This window comes from Sedimenticola hydrogenitrophicus (assembly GCF_025175675.1).
GTDB classification, from domain to species: Bacteria; Pseudomonadota; Gammaproteobacteria; order Chromatiales; family Chromatiaceae; genus Sedimenticola; species Sedimenticola hydrogenitrophicus.
On record NZ_JANIOA010000032.1, the window covers coordinates 14,910 to 31,716 of the forward strand.

The following is a 16,807-nucleotide window of genomic DNA, read 5'->3' on the forward strand; positions in this document are numbered from 1 at the left end:
CAGTGTCGCGGTGTGACCGTCGCTTTTGCGCCCGATCATCCGTTCCACATCGGCTTGTCACACTCCCGCAATTATGATGTCATGCCGCCCAGATACCCGTGACACAGGGTCACGCTTTTCGGACGGAGAACCATGGGCAGCGCTTACGTGATCGGCCACATCACCATCAGGGACAAAGCCAAGTGGGCGCAGTACCGCGATCGGGTACCGGCGACGCTGGAACCCTGGGGGGCGGAACTGGTGTTGCGCGGCCACCTGGCGGCGGTGCTGGGCGGCAGTCACGCCCATACCGATACGGTGGTGATCCGGTTTCCCGATCTGGAAGCAGTGAACGGCTGGCACGCTTCAGACGCTTACCAGGCACTTATTCCGCTGCGGCAGCAGGCCGCCGAGGTGGATCTGCTGGCCTGCGAGGGATAACCGGCGGGCGCGGGTGCCGGGCGCTTCGCCGGTCCGTACCTCATAGCGGCGGGTTCTCTTTATTGTGGACCTGCCGGGCGGGGTGGTTCCAGATAATAGCCCGACGGGATCGCTTGCAGCCGCGCGGTGTCGCGTAGGTAAAGGTAGACCCAGGCCGGCCGATAGGCACCGTCCGGCAGCAGTATTGGCCGGATCTCCCGCCGGTATTCGTGTGGTTGCGGCGACGCCACATCGCAAGCCTCGTACAGATCCAACCGCTTCAGCAGGGTCAGCGGATCGCGCATGGCGTAGAGTTCGCCGTGCACCCATTCGTCGGTTCGGTCGGATACGACGGCGCCCGGATAATCCTGCACGGCATAGAGCCGGCCCTGCAACCGGCCGGGCGAGACGAAGCTGCTCTGGCCGAGCAGGACCTGGTGCATCGGATGCCCGGCATCCCTGAGCAGGGTGCCGTAGACAAACAGCAGCTTAGTCGTCATGCCGATCGCTCTTCTTCTTTTTCTTGACCCGGAGGGCGTTCTTGGAGTTTTTCACCAGGTCCTCGATGATCGGCGCCAGCAACACCTCCATGGCGAAGGTCATCTTGGTGCCGGGTATCACCAGGGTGTTGCGGCGCGAGATGAAGGAGTTTTCGATCATGTGCTTCATGTAGACCAGATCGATATTGTACTTCTTGATGATGCGCTTCTTCACCCGGATCACCACCAGACTCTCATCGGCCGTCGGCACCTCCCTGGAGATGAACGGGTTGGAGGTGTCCACCGTGGGGATGCGCTGAAAATTGATGTCGGTGTGAGAGAACTGCGGGGTGATGTGCTCCACGTAGTCATCCATGCGGCGCTTGATCGCCTCGACAATGGATTCGGTGTCGTAGCCGCGGGTCTCGTTGTCGCGCTGGATCTTCTGTATCCACTCCAGATTGATGATCGGCACCACCCCGATCAGCAGGTCCACATACGGGCGCACCTCCGGCATGCCGCCGTGGAGTCCCTCATAGAGCAGCAGGTCGGTCTTATCCTTGGTCTCCACCCAGGGGGTGAAGGTGCCCGGTTTCATATCCCACTGCAGGGCCTCCTCCTCGTTATGCAGGTATTGACGGATCTTGCCCTGGCCAGTCTCCTTGTAGGTCTTGAACAGCAGCGCCAGCTCGTCCAGCAGATTCGCCTCGGGGCTGAAATGACTCAGGTTGCGTCCCTGCTGCTTGGCCAGCTTGGTGGCCTTTTTCATGTCGCTGCGGGTGTAGCGGTGGTAGGAGTCGCCCTCGATCATCAGCGACTGGATACCTTCACGATAGAAGATATGGCCAAAGGCGTCCCGTGCGGTACTGGTGCCGGCACCGGACGAGCCGGTCACGGCGACTATCGGAAATTCTCTCTTACCCATGGATGGTGGACTCTCGGCAATTCTGAACGACGAATGGACCGATTTTTGCACACTTTCGACTGGATTGCCCGGTCATTTGAAGGTTGAAGGTAACTACTCACCCGGTCTGTAAGTGATTGGCCTGCCTTGTTGGCCGATTTTGATGGCGCCTCGAATCCGGTCCCTTTTTCAGATTCAAGCCTGCCCTTGTTTGAGCGAAGCGAGTTTTGTCCACGGATGGACTTATGCCGCGGAGGCCATGAGGAGTGGTACAGGGATGTACCGTTTACGGAGCCGAGGATGCAATGGCCGGGAGCGGCTTGGGCAGGCGCTGAAAATGGGGCCGGATTCGAGGAGATAAGCCATCGTGTGAGGCCGGCAAGGTAGGCCAATTAGCCCGTGAGCAGTTACGGTTGAAGTTTGAAGGGCGAAGTTTGCAATTTTCAAAAAAAAGGGGGGGCAACGCCCCCCTCCACAACCACTGCCGGTCCGGTTGGTCATCGAAGGCGCCTACCCACTGTTGCGTTTCAGCGCACGCTTGTGGGTGGGTAGGCGTACCTCGACACCGGAAACTGCCTGACACTCAGTTCATGCGGACCTTTTTCATCCGTACGATCTGGTAGGGGCGGCTGATGTAGCTCAGCGGTACGCTCCAGACATGGACCAGTCGGGTGAACGGGAACAGCAGGAACACGCTCATGCCGAAGAACATGTGCAGCTTGAAGATGAAGTTCACATCCTGGATCAGGGCAGGGTTCACGCTCAGGGTGGCCACGCTCTTCACCCACTCGGTGAGGGCGATCATGGTGCTGGCATCGCCATGGGCGGCGTGCTCAAAGGAGACTACCGTGGTGCTCAGGCCCAGGGCAACGGTGGCCAGCAGCCAGCCGATGATGAAGGTGTCACGCTTGCGGCTGACCGCACGCACCCGCGGCTCGTTCAGGCGGCGCAACAGCAGCATGATGGCACCGATCAGACAGAGGCTGCCGAAGATCAGCCCCGCATAGATGGCGATGTACTGGTGGGTGGCATCGGAGATGCCCGCCGCCAGGAACCAGCTGTGCGGGGTCAGCATGCCGACCAGGTGGCCGAAGAACACCGCCAGGATGCCCACGTGGAACAGGTTGCTGGCAAGCCGCATGTTCTTGCCGCTCAACAGCTGACTGGAATCGGCCTTCCAGGTGTACTGTTCACGATCGAAACGGAGCCAGCTTCCCAGCAGGAAGATGGTACCGGCGAGGTAGGGGTAGGCCCCAAAAAAGAAGTTATTCAGTGTCATTCAAAACGCTCCTCAGGCTGCTTGGGCCAGATGTCCACGGTTTTCAACAATGCGAAGAATCCGCGCGTAGGGGCTCTCGGCCTTTTCCAGATTGTCGCCAATCACCTTCAATACCTTGGCGGCGTCGCCCAGGAAGACCCGCGCCTGCAGGTCGTCCAGGGTGGAGACATACTCCAGGATCAGCGGCAGGAAGTCGGGGATCTCCTTGCTCTCGACCTCCAGGCCGCTGGCCTTGTAGTACTCGGACAGGTCGATCAGCGCCGGACCGCGACCCCGGTCATCACCGAACAGGTGATGGGTGAGGTGCAGGTCGTGCTCCGGAACCATGTCGAAGGTCTGGACATATTTGCTCTGCAGACCGGTCAGGTCGTGCATGTTTATCCAGGAGATCAGATGGAGCAGATCTTCCTTCTCCTGTGGGCCAATGGCGTCATCCTGGTGGATGGCGTCGATGATCCCGGACAGGTTTTCCATCAGTTCGTCATCCGGATAATCGAGCAGCCGGGCCATGATGTTGTAGATAAGCATCGTGATAATCTCCCGTTAAACGGTATCTTTTTTCCGCGGTTGCTGAATGCCCTGAGGGGTATAGGTGCGCTTGCGTGGCGCGGGGAACAGGGTGAACCCTTCGCCGCTACCACTGCCCTGAGAGCTGACGTTGCCGGCACTGAAACCGTTCTGCCCCTGGAAGGCGTAGGGATCTTCCTGCGCCAGCGCCTCGTTGGCGGTGGGGATCACGAAGCGGTCGTTGTAGTTGGCGATACCGAGCATCTGGTACATCTCGTCGGACTGCGCCTCGGTCAGACCGGCGGCTTCCAGGGCGGCGAGGTTGGTGGTGCCGTCCACGCTCTTGGAACGCTGGTTGCTGCGCATCGCCAGCAGACGGTTCAGGGCGCTGACGATCGGCTTCTCGTCGCCGGCGGTGAGCAGGTTGGCGAGATACTGTACCGGGAAGCGCAGTGCTTCGGCCTTGGGGATCACGCCGTCGGCCTCGGTCGGCAGGGTGCCCTGGTCGATCTGGCTCTGTACCGGCGACAGCGGCGGCACGTACCACATCATCGGCAGGGTGCGATATTCCGGATGCAGCGGGAAGGCGATCTTCCACTCGATGGCCATCTTATAGACCGGCGAACGCTTGGCCGCTTCCAGCCAGGTGTCAGGGATTCCCTGCTCCTGGGCCTGACGGATCACTTCCGGATCGTTCGGATCGAGGAAGATATCCATCTGCGATTTGTACAGATCCTTTTCGCCGGCCACGGCGGCGGCATCGCTGATCTTGTCGGCGTCATACAGCACCACGCCCATGTAACGGATACGCCCGACACAGGATTCCGCGCAGGCGGTCGGCATGCCCGACTCGATACGCGGATAGCAGAGGATACACTTCTCGGACTTGCCGGATTCCCAGTTGAAGTAGATCTTCTTGTACGGGCAGGCGCTGACGCACATGCGCCAGCCGCGGCAGCGGTCCTGATCGATCAGCACGGCACCGTCCTCGTCACGCTTGTAGATCGCGCCGGACGGGCAGCTCGCCACGCAGGCCGGATTCAGACAGTGGTTACACAGTCTCGGCAGATACATGTGGAAGGTCTTTTCGAACTCCTTGTAGATCTGCTTCTGGATACCCTTGAAGTTCTGATCCACCGAGCGCTTATCGAACTCGCCGGCCAGGTCGTCTTCCCAGTTCGGACCCCAGTGGATCTTCTCCATCCGCTCGCCGGTGATCTGGGAGAGCGGACGGGCGGTCGGCGCCGCCTCGGAGAGGGGCTTGTTCTGCAGCTTGGGGTAGTCGTAGTCGAACGGCTCGTAGTAGTCGTCGATCTCCGGCATGTCGGGGTTGGCGAAGATGTTCAGCAGCTTGCTGATGCGGCCGCCGGCCTTCAGCTCCAGCTGGCCGTTCTCTTTCTTCCAGCCGCCTTTCCACTTCTCCTGGTTCTCCCACTCCTTGGGGAAGCCGATGCCGGGCTTGGATTCGACGTTGTTGAACCAGGCGTACTCGACACCCTTACGGTTGGTCCAGATGTTCTTGCAGGTCACAGAACAGGTGTGGCAACCGATGCACTTGTCCAGGTTCAGGACCATTGCGATTTGTGCACGTATATTCATCATTTATTCCTCAATATTCTTTCCACCGGGTGCAGGGTGTCGCCACCCTGCACGTTGCGATTCACAGACTCAGTTGTTGATTCCCTCGGGATTCAGTTGAGCCTCGCGTTCCGGTGTCAGATCACCTTCCATCCAGTTCACGTCGGCATCTTCGATCTTGTGCACGATGACGTTCTCGTCGCGCTGGCTGCCCACGGTCCCGTAGTAGTTGAAGGCGTAGGAGAGTTGTGCGTAACCGCCGATCATGTTGGTCGGCTTCATGATTACCTTGGTCACACTGTTGAGAATGCCGCCGCGTTTACCGGTGGTGTTGGAACCCGGTACGTTGACGTTCTTCTCCTGGGCGTGATACATGATCGCCATGCCCTTGGGTACGCGCTGGCTGACCACGACGCGGGCCACGGTGGCGCCGTTGGCATTGACCGCCTCGACCCAGTCGTTGTCCCGGATGCCGATGCTCCTGGCCTCGTCCTCGTTCAGCCAGAAGTAGGGGCCGCCGCGGAACAGCGTCAGCATGCGCAGGTTGTCCTGGTAGGAGGAGTGGATACCCCACTTGGAGTGCGGGGTGATCCAGTTCAGGGTCAGGGTCTTCTTGCCTTCCAGCTTCTTCGCCAGCTCTTTCGGCAGGTTCTTGTGCGCACCCAGGTCCTGTGGCGGACGGAAGCAGCAGAGACCTTCGCCGAAGTCCAGCATCCACTCGTGATCGAGATAGAACGAGGCACGTCCGGTCAGGGTACGGAACGGGATGTGCTCATGGATGTTGGTGTAACAGGCGTTGTAGCTCACCTCTTCGGACTCGATGCCGGACCAGGTCGGCGCGGTAATGATCTTGCGCGGCTGGGCGACGATGTCGTGATAGCGGATCTTCTCCTCGTGACGGCCTTCATAGAGATGTTTGTGGCTGATGCCGGTCTTCTTGGAGAGGGCGGACCAGGATTTGTGGGCCACCTCGCCGTTGGTCTCCGGCGCCATGTGCAGCACCGTGTCACACACCTGCACATCCTCCAGCAGTGACGGACGGCCCTTGGAGATACCCTCCTCGGTGATCACCCCGTTCAGCTCCTTCAGCTGATCGATTTCCATATCGGTGTTCCAGTCGATACCCTTGATGTTGTTGCCCAGCTTGTTCATCAGCGGGCCGACCGAGGTGTACTTCTTGTAGGTGTTGGGATAATCGCGCTCGACCACCTTGAACAGCGGGGCGGTCTTGCCCGGGATCAGATCACACTCGCCGCGTTTCCAGTCCTTGACCTCGCCATAGGGCTGGGCCAGGGCCTGCGGGGAGTCGTGCTGCATCGGCAGGGCGACCACGTCCTTTACGGTGCCCAGGTGCTTCTCGGCGATCTCGGAGAACTTCTTGGCGATCTTCATGAAGATCTGCCAGTCCGACTTGGACTCGAATGCCGGATCGACCGCCTTGCCCAGCGGATGCACGAACGGGTGCATGTCGGTGGTATTCAGGTCGGCCTTCTCGTACCAGGTGGCGGTCGGCAGGATGATGTCCGAGTAGGCACCGGTGGAGTTGAGGCGGAAGTTGATGTCCACCATCAGATCCAGCTTGCCGACCGGCGCCTTCTCGCGCCACTTGATCTCCTTGCAGCTGGCGCCTTCGGTGCCCTCCTGCATCACGCCGTTCTGCGCGCCCAGCAGGTGCTTGAGGAAGTATTCGTGGCCCTTGGCGGAACAGCCGATCAGGTTGGCGCGCCAGACGAACAGGTTGCGCGGATGGTTCTCCTCGGCATCGATATCCTCGATCGAGAAGGCCATGTCGCCGCTCTTCAACTGCTCTGCCATATATTTGGACACGCCGGCCTCGTCGGTGGCGCCGGCCGCTTCCGCTGCCTTGACGATGTCCAACGGGTTCTTGTTGAAGTGCGGCGATGAGGGCAGCCAGCCGAGACGCTGGGAGACGACGTTGTAATCACCGATCTGGTAACCGCGATACTTGGCGGTGGCGGTGGAGCCGAGAATGTTGTCGGCCTCGACCTTCTCATAGCGCCACTGGTCGGTATGGAAATACCAGTAGGTGGTGCTGTTCATGTGACGCGGCGGACGGTGCCAGTCGAGGGCGAACGCGATCGGAGCCCAGCCGGCCTGCGGACGCAGTTTCTCCTGACCCACATAGTGCGCCCAGCCGCCACCGGACTGACCCACGCAGCCGCAGATGTGCAGTATGTTCATGATACTGCGGTAGCCCAGGTCGTTGTGGTACCAGTGGTTGATGGCGGCACCCATGATGACCATGGATTTACCCCGGGTCTTGGAGGCGTTCTCGGCGAACTCGCGGCCGGTGCGGATCAGGTCGGCGGTCTTGATGCCGGTGACCTTGGAGCCCCAGGCCGGGGTGTAGGGTACGGTCGCGTCCTCGTAGGAGGTGGCCAGGTTGTCGCCCAGGCCGCGGTCGATACCGTACTGGGAGACCATCAGGTCGAACACGGAGGTGACGAACACTTCCTCACCGGAGGCCAGCTTCAGCTTGCGCACCGGGATGTTGCGCAGCAGGGTGTCATCCTCGCCTTCGGTGAAGTGGGGGAAGGCCACGCTGACCACGTCGTCACGGCTGTTGATGCAGGTGAGCTCGGCCTCAATGTCCGCCTGATCGGCGGCGTTCTTCGGCAACAGGTTCCATTTGCCTTCCTCGCCCCAGCGGAATCCGACCGAGCCGTTGGGCACCACATAGGCCTTGCTGACCTCGTCATAGACCACCGTCTTCCACTCGGGATTGTTGGACTCGCCCATGTTGTTGTCGAAATCGGTGGCGCGCAGGAAACGACCGGAGACATAACGGTCGCCGTCCTTGCGCAACATCACCTGCATCGGCATGTCGGTATAGGTGCGCACATACTCGCTGAAGTAGGGGTCCTGCTTCTTGATGTGGAATTCGTTCAGCGCCACATGGCCCATGGCCATGAAGGCGGCGGAGTCGGTGCCCTGTTTTACCGGCATCCAGAGATCGGCGAACTTGACGAACTCGGCGTAGTCCGGGGCCATGGAGACCACCTTGGTACCGTTGTAACGGGACTCGATGGCGAAGTGGGCGTCCGGAGTCCGGGTCATCGGCAGGTTGGCGCCGCAGATGATGATGTACTTGGAGTTGTACCAGTCGGCCGCTTCCGGCACGTCGGTCTGCTCGCCCCACACCTGGGGAGAGGCGGCGGGGAGATCGCAGTACCAGTCATAGAAGGAGCCGCAGGCGCCGCCGATCAGCGACAGATAGCGGGAGCCGGCCGCGTAGCTGATCATGGACATGGCGGGGATGGGCGAGAAACCGTAGATGCGGTCCGGGCCCCACTTCTTGATGGTGTAGACGTTGGCCGCGGCGATGATCTCGGTCAGCTCTTCCCAGTTGGAACGGACGAAGCCACCCAGGCCACGCACGGCGGTGTAGCTCTTGCGTTTGGCGGGGTCCTGCTGGATCGCTTCCCAGGCTTCCACCGGGTCCTTGCCGCTCTTGCGCTCGTTGCGGTAGAGATCGATCAGACGGCCACGCACCAGCGGATACTTGATGCGGTGCGGGCTGTACAGATACCAGGAGAAGGAGGCACCGCGCTGACAGCCACGGGGTTCGTGGTTGGGCAGGTCGGGACGGGTCTCCGGGTAATCGGTCTGCTGCATCTCATAGGCAACCAGACCATTCTTGACAAAGATTTTCCATGAACAACCACCGGTACAGTTCACGCCATGGGTGGAGCGGACCACCTTGTCGTGGCGCCAGCGGTTGCGATAGGTATCTTCCCACTGACGATCCTCGTTAGTCACTATACCGTGGCCCTTGGAGAAGGTCCCCTGGACCTTCTTGAAAAACCGCAGGCGGTCAAGAAAGTGGCTCATTGTGTATCTCCTCTAAGCATGTTTTTCACAACGTGCTATTAAACAAAACAGTGTTAAGTTGGAGCAGGCCCTGGTTGGGGGGTAAGTATCCGCATGAGCAAAGCACGTGTGGATAAGCGGGCCTGCTCCAGACCCTTTTAACTCGGGTGATCAGCCGCCGGATCAGGGGTTGTCGTACTCCCGTTTCGGGCCCAGGTAGTACCACCAGTTGATGACCAGGCAGACCAGGTAGAAGATGGCGAAGCCATACAGGGCGTACTCGGGGGTGGCGGCCTTGATCTGCTCACCAAACAACTGCGGGATCAGGAAGGCGCCGTAGGCGGCGACCGCCGAAGTCCAACCCAGTACGGGTCCGGTCTGTTCCTTGTTGAACACCATGGCGATGGTGCGGAAGGTGGAACCGTTACCGATGCCGGTGGCGGCAAACAGGATCAAAAACAGCACCAGGAAGGGAATGAAGAAATCTTCCGGGGTGGCCGAGGCATAGGCGGCCTGCAGGTAGTAGGCGACGCCAAAGGCGCTGCCAATCATTACAATGGATACCCACTGGGTCACCTTGGCTCCGCCCATCTTATCGGCAATCCAGCCGCCGACGGGACGCAAAAGGGCGCCGATAAAGGGTCCCATCCAGGCGTACATCAGCGCGGAGGGACCGTTGGCATTGACCGTGTCATGGGTCAGCACGCCATTCACCATCAGATGCTGATAACCGAATACCACCTTGATCGCCAGGGCGAAACCGGCGGAGTAGCCGATGAAACTGCCGAAGGTCATGGTGTAGATGACACTCATGATCCAGGTGTGCTTGTTGCTGAAGATCTTGAACTGACGCTGCAGATTCGGCTTGATGTCGCCGGGGATCAGCTTCATCAACATCACGGTACCGAACAGGATACCGGCGATCACCGGCCACTTGACCCAGCCCGGCGCACCCAGTCCGGTCGGTGCCGGCAGGATGATATAGAGACCGATGGCGGCGGTGAGGAAACCGATCAGCAGCATGCCGGTAATCTTGCCCATGGCGCCCAACGGAGAGCCGATGTGCGGAGAGACATGCTCGGTACGGATGTTGTGCATGCCGAACCAGCCGGCAAAGGCAAGCGGGATCAGCAGCAACAGCCAGACATAACCGCCGTTGTGGATATAGCTCTCGGTACCGGCCGGAATCTTGCCGATCAGGGTGCCGGAGGTGTTCTCCAGGATCATCGGTTCACCGCCGAAGATACCGAAGGTCATCACCAGCGGGATCAGGATCTGCATGGTGGTGACGCCGAAGTTACCCAAGCCCGCGTTCAGACCCAGCGCCAGACCCTGCTGGCGTTTGGGAAAGAAGAAGCTGATGTTGGACATGGAGGAGGCGAAGTTGCCGCCGCCGAAGCCGGAGAGGAAGGCCAGGGCCTGGAAGATCCACAGCGGGGTGTCCTTGTCCTGCAAGGCGATGCCGGCACCGATGGCCGGTAGCATCAACAAGGCCGTGGTAAAGAAGATGGTGTTACGGCCACCGGCGATACGGATGAAGAAGCTGCTGGGTATGCGCAGCGTGGCACCGGTCAGGCCGGCGATGGCGGCCAGGGTGAACAGCTCCGATTTGGCGAACGGGAAGCCGAGGTTGAGCATCTGCACGGTGATGATGCCCCAGTACAGCCAGACGGCGAAGCCGCACAGCAGGCTGGGGATCGAGATCCAGAGGTTGCGGTTGGCAACCCGCTTGCCCTCCGACTCCCAGAACTGGGAGTCTTCCACATCCCATTTTTGTAAATCAGCCATAATTGCCTCTCTATATTTGATTGTTACTGCTTCAATCGTGGTGTTTTTTCACTCTTGTCACTACTCAAGCGTATCCACAGCGGCCGCCTTCAGCTGACGCATGCGTATGTCGTCCGCCTCCAGCCTCGCGCGTTGTTTCGATTCGGAATACCTGGCGAACAGCTCTTCCAGCAGGTGCGCCTGTTCAACCGCGGCCTTGGCGGCGGCGTACTCTTCCGGGCATTCGTGGGATTTCACATACTCATCCACCGCATGTCCCTTGGCGATCTCCATGTCCTGTTCCTGATGCTCCCTGGCGAAGGTGTAATGCATCCAAATTAGGGAGACGCAGGTGGCGCCGTAGAGCAGCATGAAGACGGTGGAGTTGACCCCGGTGATATCCTTCATGGCGCCGAACATGATGGGTAGCAGGAAGCCGCCCATACCGCCGGCCAGGCCGACGATGCCGGAGATGACGCCGATGTTCTCGGGATACTCGTCGGAGAGAAACTTGAACACCGACGCCTTGCCGAAGCCCCAGGCGATACCGACGATGAACAGCAGGCTGGTGAACACCCAGACGTTCAGGCCGAGATCGTAGGTGACCGGGCCGTTGAGGGTCTTGATGGTGACCGCGGTCTGCGGATAGGACATGATGAACAGGCAGACCCAGGAGATCCACATCACCCACCAGGTCACCTTGTAGGCGCCGTACTTGTCGGAGAACCAGCCGCCGAGGGCGCGGATCACCCCGGAGGGGAGCACGAAAATGGCGGCCAGCAGGGCGGCGGTGGTCAGATCGAACCCATACTCGTTAATGTAATACTTGGTCATCCACAGGGAGAGGCCGACGAAGCCGCCGAAGACCAGGGAGTAGTACTGGCAGTATTTCCATACTCTGGGGTCTTTCAGCGCGGCCAGCTGCTCTTTTATGGTGATGGTTTTGGAGACCTTGTGGTCGGGGTCCTCGTAAGTGAACATCCAGAACAGGATCACCACCACGCCCATGGCGACGGCGTAGACCTTGGGTACCATGGTCCAGCCGTAGGCGACCACCAGGGAGGGGGCGACGAACTTGGTCAGCGCCGCGCCGGCGTTGCCGGCGCCGAAGATACCCATGGCGAAGCCCTGCTTCTCCTTGGTGAACCAGCGGGCGGTGTAGGCGATACCCACCGAGAAGGAGGCGCCGGCGACACCGACAAACAGGCCCAGCACCAGGAATTGCCAATACTGAGTGGCGTTGCCGATGAACCAGAGCGGGAGGATCGTGGCGCACATCAGGATGAAGTAGACGATGCGGCCGCCGAACCGGTCGGTGAGCATGCCCACCGGCAGACGCACCAGGGAACCGGTCAGAATGGGCGTGGCGATCAGCAGGCCGAATTGGGTGTCGTTCAGGGTGAGCAGCTGTTTGATCGGGATGCCGATGATGGAGAACATTACCCAGACCGCGAAGCAGGCGGTAAAGGCGATGGTATTCATGCTCAGTACGGATATTGCTTTTCTTTGCTGACTTGCCATGTTCTCAATACCTGTAACTACTAAAGTTATCTGGGGAAAACAGTCCACTCCGCGGAGTGTGGGTGCAGTCTATACCCATAAAATAGTTGTGGAAGTGGGGGTAAACGTCGTCCCGTCGCTGGGAATACCACCAAAGTGGTAGAGGGGTATGGACTAGAAGTCCATGTAAATAAAGGGAAAAATAACCCCCCGACGGGTGGTGGTCGGAGGGATACAAACCCTGCGGAGTTTAAGGTGGTACTGCTAAAGACCTTGCCTCTACCACCCCTGCTCAGGATAAGATCCCCGCATGGCACCACGCTTCAAAAATTCCATAGTCCTGCGCATGGGGCTCTCCATGGGATCCATCATCCTGCTCGGTTTTCTGACCATGCTGGGGTCGATCATCATCGAGGAGAAGACCCAGGGTCACGCGGCGGCAGTCAATCAGGCCGGCAGCCTGCGCATGCAGTCCTATCGCATCGCCACCCGGCTGGTCTACCAGTCCGGTATCGATACCGAGACCTACTGGAAGCTGACCAACCAACTGGTCCAGGAGTTCGAGGAGCGGCTGCGCAGCCCCCGCCTGATCGGTATTATGCCATCCGATCCAAATCATCGATTGACCAAGGCCTACAACCGGATCAACCAACAGTGGCACCGCAAGATCAAACCGGTGCTGACGGTGTACGTGGGCCTGATGGCGCCGGACAAGAGCCGGCTAATTCCCGATTACGAGGCGGACGATCCCCTGTTCGTCGCCACCCAGCAGAACATACGCAAGCGCTATGTCTCCATCGTCGACCGTTTTGTCGACGATATCGATAACCTGGTCCGGCTGCTGGAAGAGGGGACCGAGTCCAACATCCAGTGGTTGCGGATCATTCAGCTCAACTCCCTGTTTCTGACCCTGGCGGCGGTGTTCTACACCATGTTTCTGGTGCAGGCGGCGGTGTTGCCGCCGTTGCGTGACCTGCTGCGTTTTGCCCAGCATGCGCGGCGCGGTGATTTCACGGTGCGGGTCAAACACGAGCAGGGTGACGAGCTGGGCCAGCTGGGTAGCGCCTTCAACGGCATGGCGGACGACCTGTCCAAGATGTATGCCGATCTGGAGAAACGGGTGCGGGAAAAGACCGTCGATCTGGAACGCAGCAACCGCTCGCTGGAGCTGCTGTACAAGACCACCCGCCGCCTCAGCGACACCCATATATCACCACAGATGTACGAAGAGCTGCTCAAGGATATCGAAAAGGTGGTCGGTTTCGGGCCGGGTAATATCTGTCTGGCCAAATCGATGGGCGGCGAGGTGTTCACCCTGGCATCCAGCAACCTGTCGGGGGCGACCGTCTGCAACAAGGAGGAGTGCCTGGCCTGCATGAACCAGCAGGGGACCCAGATCAAGGAGTGGCGTGAGTCCGACCTGACGGCGCGGCGGGTGTTGTCGATCCCGATTCGGGATCAGGATGAGCAGCATGGTATCCTGTTCATCGCCATCCCCGAGGGCACCCTGCTCAAGGTGTGGCAGAAGCAGCTGCTGGAGGCGGTGGCGGATCACATCGGCGCGGCCATCGGCGTGGCCTATCGCACCACCTACAACCGGCGGCTGGCGCTCTACGAGGAGCGGGGGGTGATCGCCCGTGAGCTGCATGACTCCCTGGCCCAGTCGCTCTCCTATCTGAAGATCCAGGTGAGTCGCCTGGACATGGCGTTGAAGCAGTCCCGTGACGAACAGACCATCCAGGGCGTGGTGCAGGAGATTCGCGAGGGCCTGAGCAGTGCTTACCGGCAGCTGCGCGAGCTGCTGACCACCTTCCGCCTGAAGGTGGATGGCCGGGGCCTGCGCCAGGCGCTGGAGGATACGGTTGATGAGTTCAATGGCCGCGGCGATATCGATATCCGGCTCGATTGCAATCTGCAGGGGCTGCAGCTGAGTGAGAACCAGGAGATCCATGTGCTGCAGGTGATACGCGAGGCGCTCTCCAACGTGATCAGCCACTCCGGCGCCACGGCGGCACAGGTGACTTTGACGGGCGGGGAGGATGAGCCGATCCGGGTGAGCGTGGTGGATGACGGCCATGGTATCCCGGACTCACCCGAGCGCTCCCGCCATTACGGCCTGGCGATTATGGACGAACGTGTTCGCAGCCTGGACGGAACGCTGACCATCGAGCCGTTGCCGGAGCATGGCACCCGGGTGGTATTCGAATTCATGGCCTCAAAGAAGGGCCATGAGGCACTAGAAAGTCAGCCAGGGTCGGATAGCGTTTATATAGCCGCGAATGAACGCGAATAAACACAAATGGGAGTATTACACAATTGTTCTGAATTCGCGGCGGAGGACAAACGTGTAATGCTCCCAGTAGGATGCTGGTGAGCTTGCGAACCGCATCATTCGCGGTACGGCTTGATGCGGGTCATGCCTCCACCGGAATCCTGCCAGGGGCATTGTGGTATGTAGGCGTAAGCATTGGATTTCAAATGGTTTATTCGCGTTAATTTGCGTTTATTCCATCCTTAGGTCCGTAAGCGGTGCATCCTTGCACCACTCTTCGCGGCTGAATTTTTTCAGATGATGGTTGAGTTAGATGGGTAACCAGGTAGAGTTATGAATAAGGCGATGCCGATTTCAATCATGATTATTGACGATCATCCGCTGTTCCGCAAAGGGCTGGCGGATCTGATCGGTATGGACCCGGAGCTGTGTCTGGTGGCCGAGGCCTCGTCGGGGGAGGAGGGGCTGGCCCGGGCGCTGGAACTTAAACCGGAGCTGATTCTGCTCGACCTCAACATGAAGGGGATGGATGGTCTGCAGACCCTAAAGGCGCTGAAGCAGACCGATCTGGAGAGCTATGTGGTGATGCTGACCGTCTCCAACAGCGAGAGTGATGTCACGGCGGCACTGCGTCTGGGGGCCGATGGCTATCTGTTGAAGGACATGGAGCCGGAGAATGTCCTGGAGCAGATCCAGATCGCCGCCTCCGGCCGGCTGGCGATCACCGACAGCCTGACCGAACTGCTGGCCCGGGCGCTGCGCGAGGATGCCCGGCCCCGCTCCCCCAGCGAGGCGGGCCTGACCCCGCGGGAAGAGGAGATCCTGGACCTGATCGCCACCGGCATGAGCAACAAGCAGATCGCCCGGGAACTGGATATCGCCGAGGGCACCATCAAGGTGCACGTCAAACACCTGTTGAAAAAACTCAATCTGCGCACCCGGCTGGAAGCGGCGGTCTGGTGTACCAAGAACAGCCCGGCGGGGTGAAGAAGTTTGAAGTTTGAAGGGTGAACTGACGCAATTCTGATTTTGGTCTTCAGATCGTAGGATGCGGTGAGTGAAGCGAACCGCATCAGGACACTGGCGCCGTTTTCAGTGGGGGTTGGTGCGGTTCGCAAGCTCACCGGCACTCTACATCTGAAAGGGAGTGACCCGCCCGACGTTTGGCACTGAACCGGTACTGGGAGTAAAACGGCTCGTCAATGCCGAGCGCCCACATTCAGGATTGCTTCGTGAAGGGTAAAATCGTGCATTTCTTTTCTTTCATACTTCAAACTTCACCCTTCAAACTTTCCAGACAGGCCTCCACCATCGCCCGGGCGGCATTCGATATTGAACGGTTGGTGTGGGTCACCGCCCCCAGGGTGCGGCTCAGCCGCGGTTCCGCGATATCCAGCACCTTCAGATCGGGGTCATGGGTCATGCTCTCCGGCAGCAGGCTCCAGCCGAGGCCGATGGAGACCATCATCTTCAGGGTCTCGAAATAGTTGGTGGCCATGCCGACCTTCAGACTGAGCCCGAGCGGCCGCAAGGCCCGTTCCAGGATGCCCCGGGTGTAGGTGCCCTCGGCCACCAGCACCGCCTGATACTCGACCAGGTCAGCCAATGAAACCAGCGGCCGGGCGGCCAGGGGATGCTCTTTCGCTACCACGAAGAGCAGCGGATCGTGCCAGATGGGCTGGGTGGTCAGGTTGGTGATCGGCTCCGTGGGCAGGGTGACGATGGCCAGCTCCAGATCGCCCTGCAGCACCGCACCACAGGCCGTCTCCGAATCCATGAAGCGGATATCCAGCTGGACTTCGGGGTAGCGCCGGCTGTAGCGTTTGAGCGCCGGCGGCAGGCGCCGCAGGCCGATATGATGGCTGGTGCCCATGATCAGCCGGCCGCCCACCTCGCCGGCGAGATTGGCAATGCTGCGACGGATGTCCTCCAGCTCGTAGATCATCCGCCGGGCCCGGGGCAGCAACTGCCGGCCCGCCTCGGTCAGGCTGATCTTGCGGCTGATGCGGTCGAACAGGCGGGTGTTCAGCTCTGATTCCAGGGAGGCCACCCGTTTGCTGACGGCCGGCTGTGTCAGGTGCAATTGTTCAGCAGCGTGGGAAAAGGAGGTGCTCTCCGCCACCGCCAGAAAGGCCTTTAACGCATTAATATCCATCATAGTATCCTGCGGGTTGTGTTCGCAGGGGTCGGAGTCAAGCCGCGCAATCATTGGAGAAATGGCGCCAGTTATTGGCGGCTTGACTCCGACCCCGATCCATAAAAACTTCATTTCAACCGCTAAGGACGCAAAG

12 protein-coding genes are annotated in these 16,807 nt (G+C 59.9%); 3 read left to right on the plus strand and 9 right to left on the minus strand.

Going from position 1 to position 16,807, the window contains the following annotated elements; genetic code table 11:
* The first annotated feature begins 132 nt into the window (after positions 1–132).
* Positions 133–420 (plus strand): DUF1330 domain-containing protein, encoded by a 288-nt coding sequence (locus tag NPX02_RS15755; protein WP_260294736.1) that lies wholly within the window; start codon positions 133–135, stop codon positions 418–420.
* A 59-nt stretch (positions 421–479) separates the two neighbouring features.
* Here NPX02_RS15755 and NPX02_RS15760 read toward each other — a convergent pair whose 3' ends face one another.
* The 8 genes from NPX02_RS15760 to NPX02_RS15795 form a co-directional block, all read right to left on the minus strand.
* Positions 480–899, minus strand: a complete 420-nt coding sequence (locus NPX02_RS15760; RefSeq protein WP_260294737.1) for a gamma-glutamylcyclotransferase family protein — start codon at positions 897–899, stop codon at positions 480–482.
* Positions 889–1,803 carry a phosphoribulokinase gene (locus tag NPX02_RS15765; RefSeq protein WP_260294738.1) on the minus strand — a complete coding sequence of 305 codons (915 nt, stop codon included), beginning with the start codon at positions 1,801–1,803 and terminating at the stop codon, positions 889–891. The genes NPX02_RS15760 and NPX02_RS15765 overlap by 11 nt, the downstream gene beginning before the upstream one ends.
* 562 nt (positions 1,804–2,365) lie before the next feature.
* Positions 2,366–3,061, minus strand: a complete 696-nt coding sequence (gene narI / locus NPX02_RS15770) for a respiratory nitrate reductase subunit gamma (protein WP_260294739.1) — start codon at positions 3,059–3,061, stop codon at positions 2,366–2,368.
* A 12-nt stretch (positions 3,062–3,073) separates the two neighbouring features.
* Positions 3,074–3,589, minus strand: coding sequence for a nitrate reductase molybdenum cofactor assembly chaperone (narJ, locus tag NPX02_RS15775; protein ID WP_260294740.1), 516 nt, complete (start codon positions 3,587–3,589; stop codon positions 3,074–3,076).
* 15 nt (positions 3,590–3,604) lie between these two features.
* Positions 3,605–5,167 carry a nitrate reductase subunit beta gene (narH, locus tag NPX02_RS15780; protein ID WP_260294741.1) on the minus strand — a complete coding sequence of 521 codons (1,563 nt, stop codon included), beginning with the start codon at positions 5,165–5,167 and terminating at the stop codon, positions 3,605–3,607.
* A gap of 69 nt (positions 5,168–5,236) precedes the next feature.
* Positions 5,237–8,998, minus strand: coding sequence for a nitrate reductase subunit alpha (locus NPX02_RS15785; protein WP_260294742.1), 3,762 nt, complete (start codon positions 8,996–8,998; stop codon positions 5,237–5,239).
* 162 nt (positions 8,999–9,160) lie between these two features.
* Positions 9,161–10,765 carry an MFS transporter gene (locus NPX02_RS15790; RefSeq protein WP_260294743.1) on the minus strand — a complete coding sequence of 535 codons (1,605 nt, stop codon included), beginning with the start codon at positions 10,763–10,765 and terminating at the stop codon, positions 9,161–9,163.
* Positions 10,766–10,825: 60 nt separating this feature from the next.
* Positions 10,826–12,265 carry an MFS transporter gene (locus NPX02_RS15795; RefSeq protein ID WP_260294744.1) on the minus strand — a complete coding sequence of 480 codons (1,440 nt, stop codon included), beginning with the start codon at positions 12,263–12,265 and terminating at the stop codon, positions 10,826–10,828.
* Positions 12,266–12,554: 289 nt separating this feature from the next.
* Here NPX02_RS15795 and NPX02_RS15800 point away from each other — a divergent pair, with 289 nt between their 5' ends.
* Together NPX02_RS15800 and narL are read left to right on the plus strand one after the other, a co-directional pair.
* The gene (locus NPX02_RS15800) at positions 12,555–14,537 is read left to right on the plus strand and encodes a type IV pili methyl-accepting chemotaxis transducer N-terminal domain-containing protein (protein WP_260294745.1); all 1,983 of its coding nucleotides are present in this window, start codon (positions 12,555–12,557) and stop codon (positions 14,535–14,537) included.
* A 324-nt stretch (positions 14,538–14,861) separates the two neighbouring features.
* The gene (gene narL, locus NPX02_RS15805; RefSeq protein WP_335342593.1) at positions 14,862–15,503 is read left to right on the plus strand and encodes a two-component system response regulator NarL; all 642 of its coding nucleotides are present in this window, start codon (positions 14,862–14,864) and stop codon (positions 15,501–15,503) included.
* A gap of 283 nt (positions 15,504–15,786) precedes the next feature.
* Here narL and NPX02_RS15810 read toward each other — a convergent pair whose 3' ends face one another.
* Positions 15,787–16,671: a LysR family transcriptional regulator gene (locus tag NPX02_RS15810; RefSeq protein ID WP_260294747.1), complete on the minus strand. Its 885-nt coding sequence runs from the start codon at positions 16,669–16,671 to the stop codon at positions 15,787–15,789.
* Positions 16,672–16,807 lie beyond the last annotated feature (136 nt).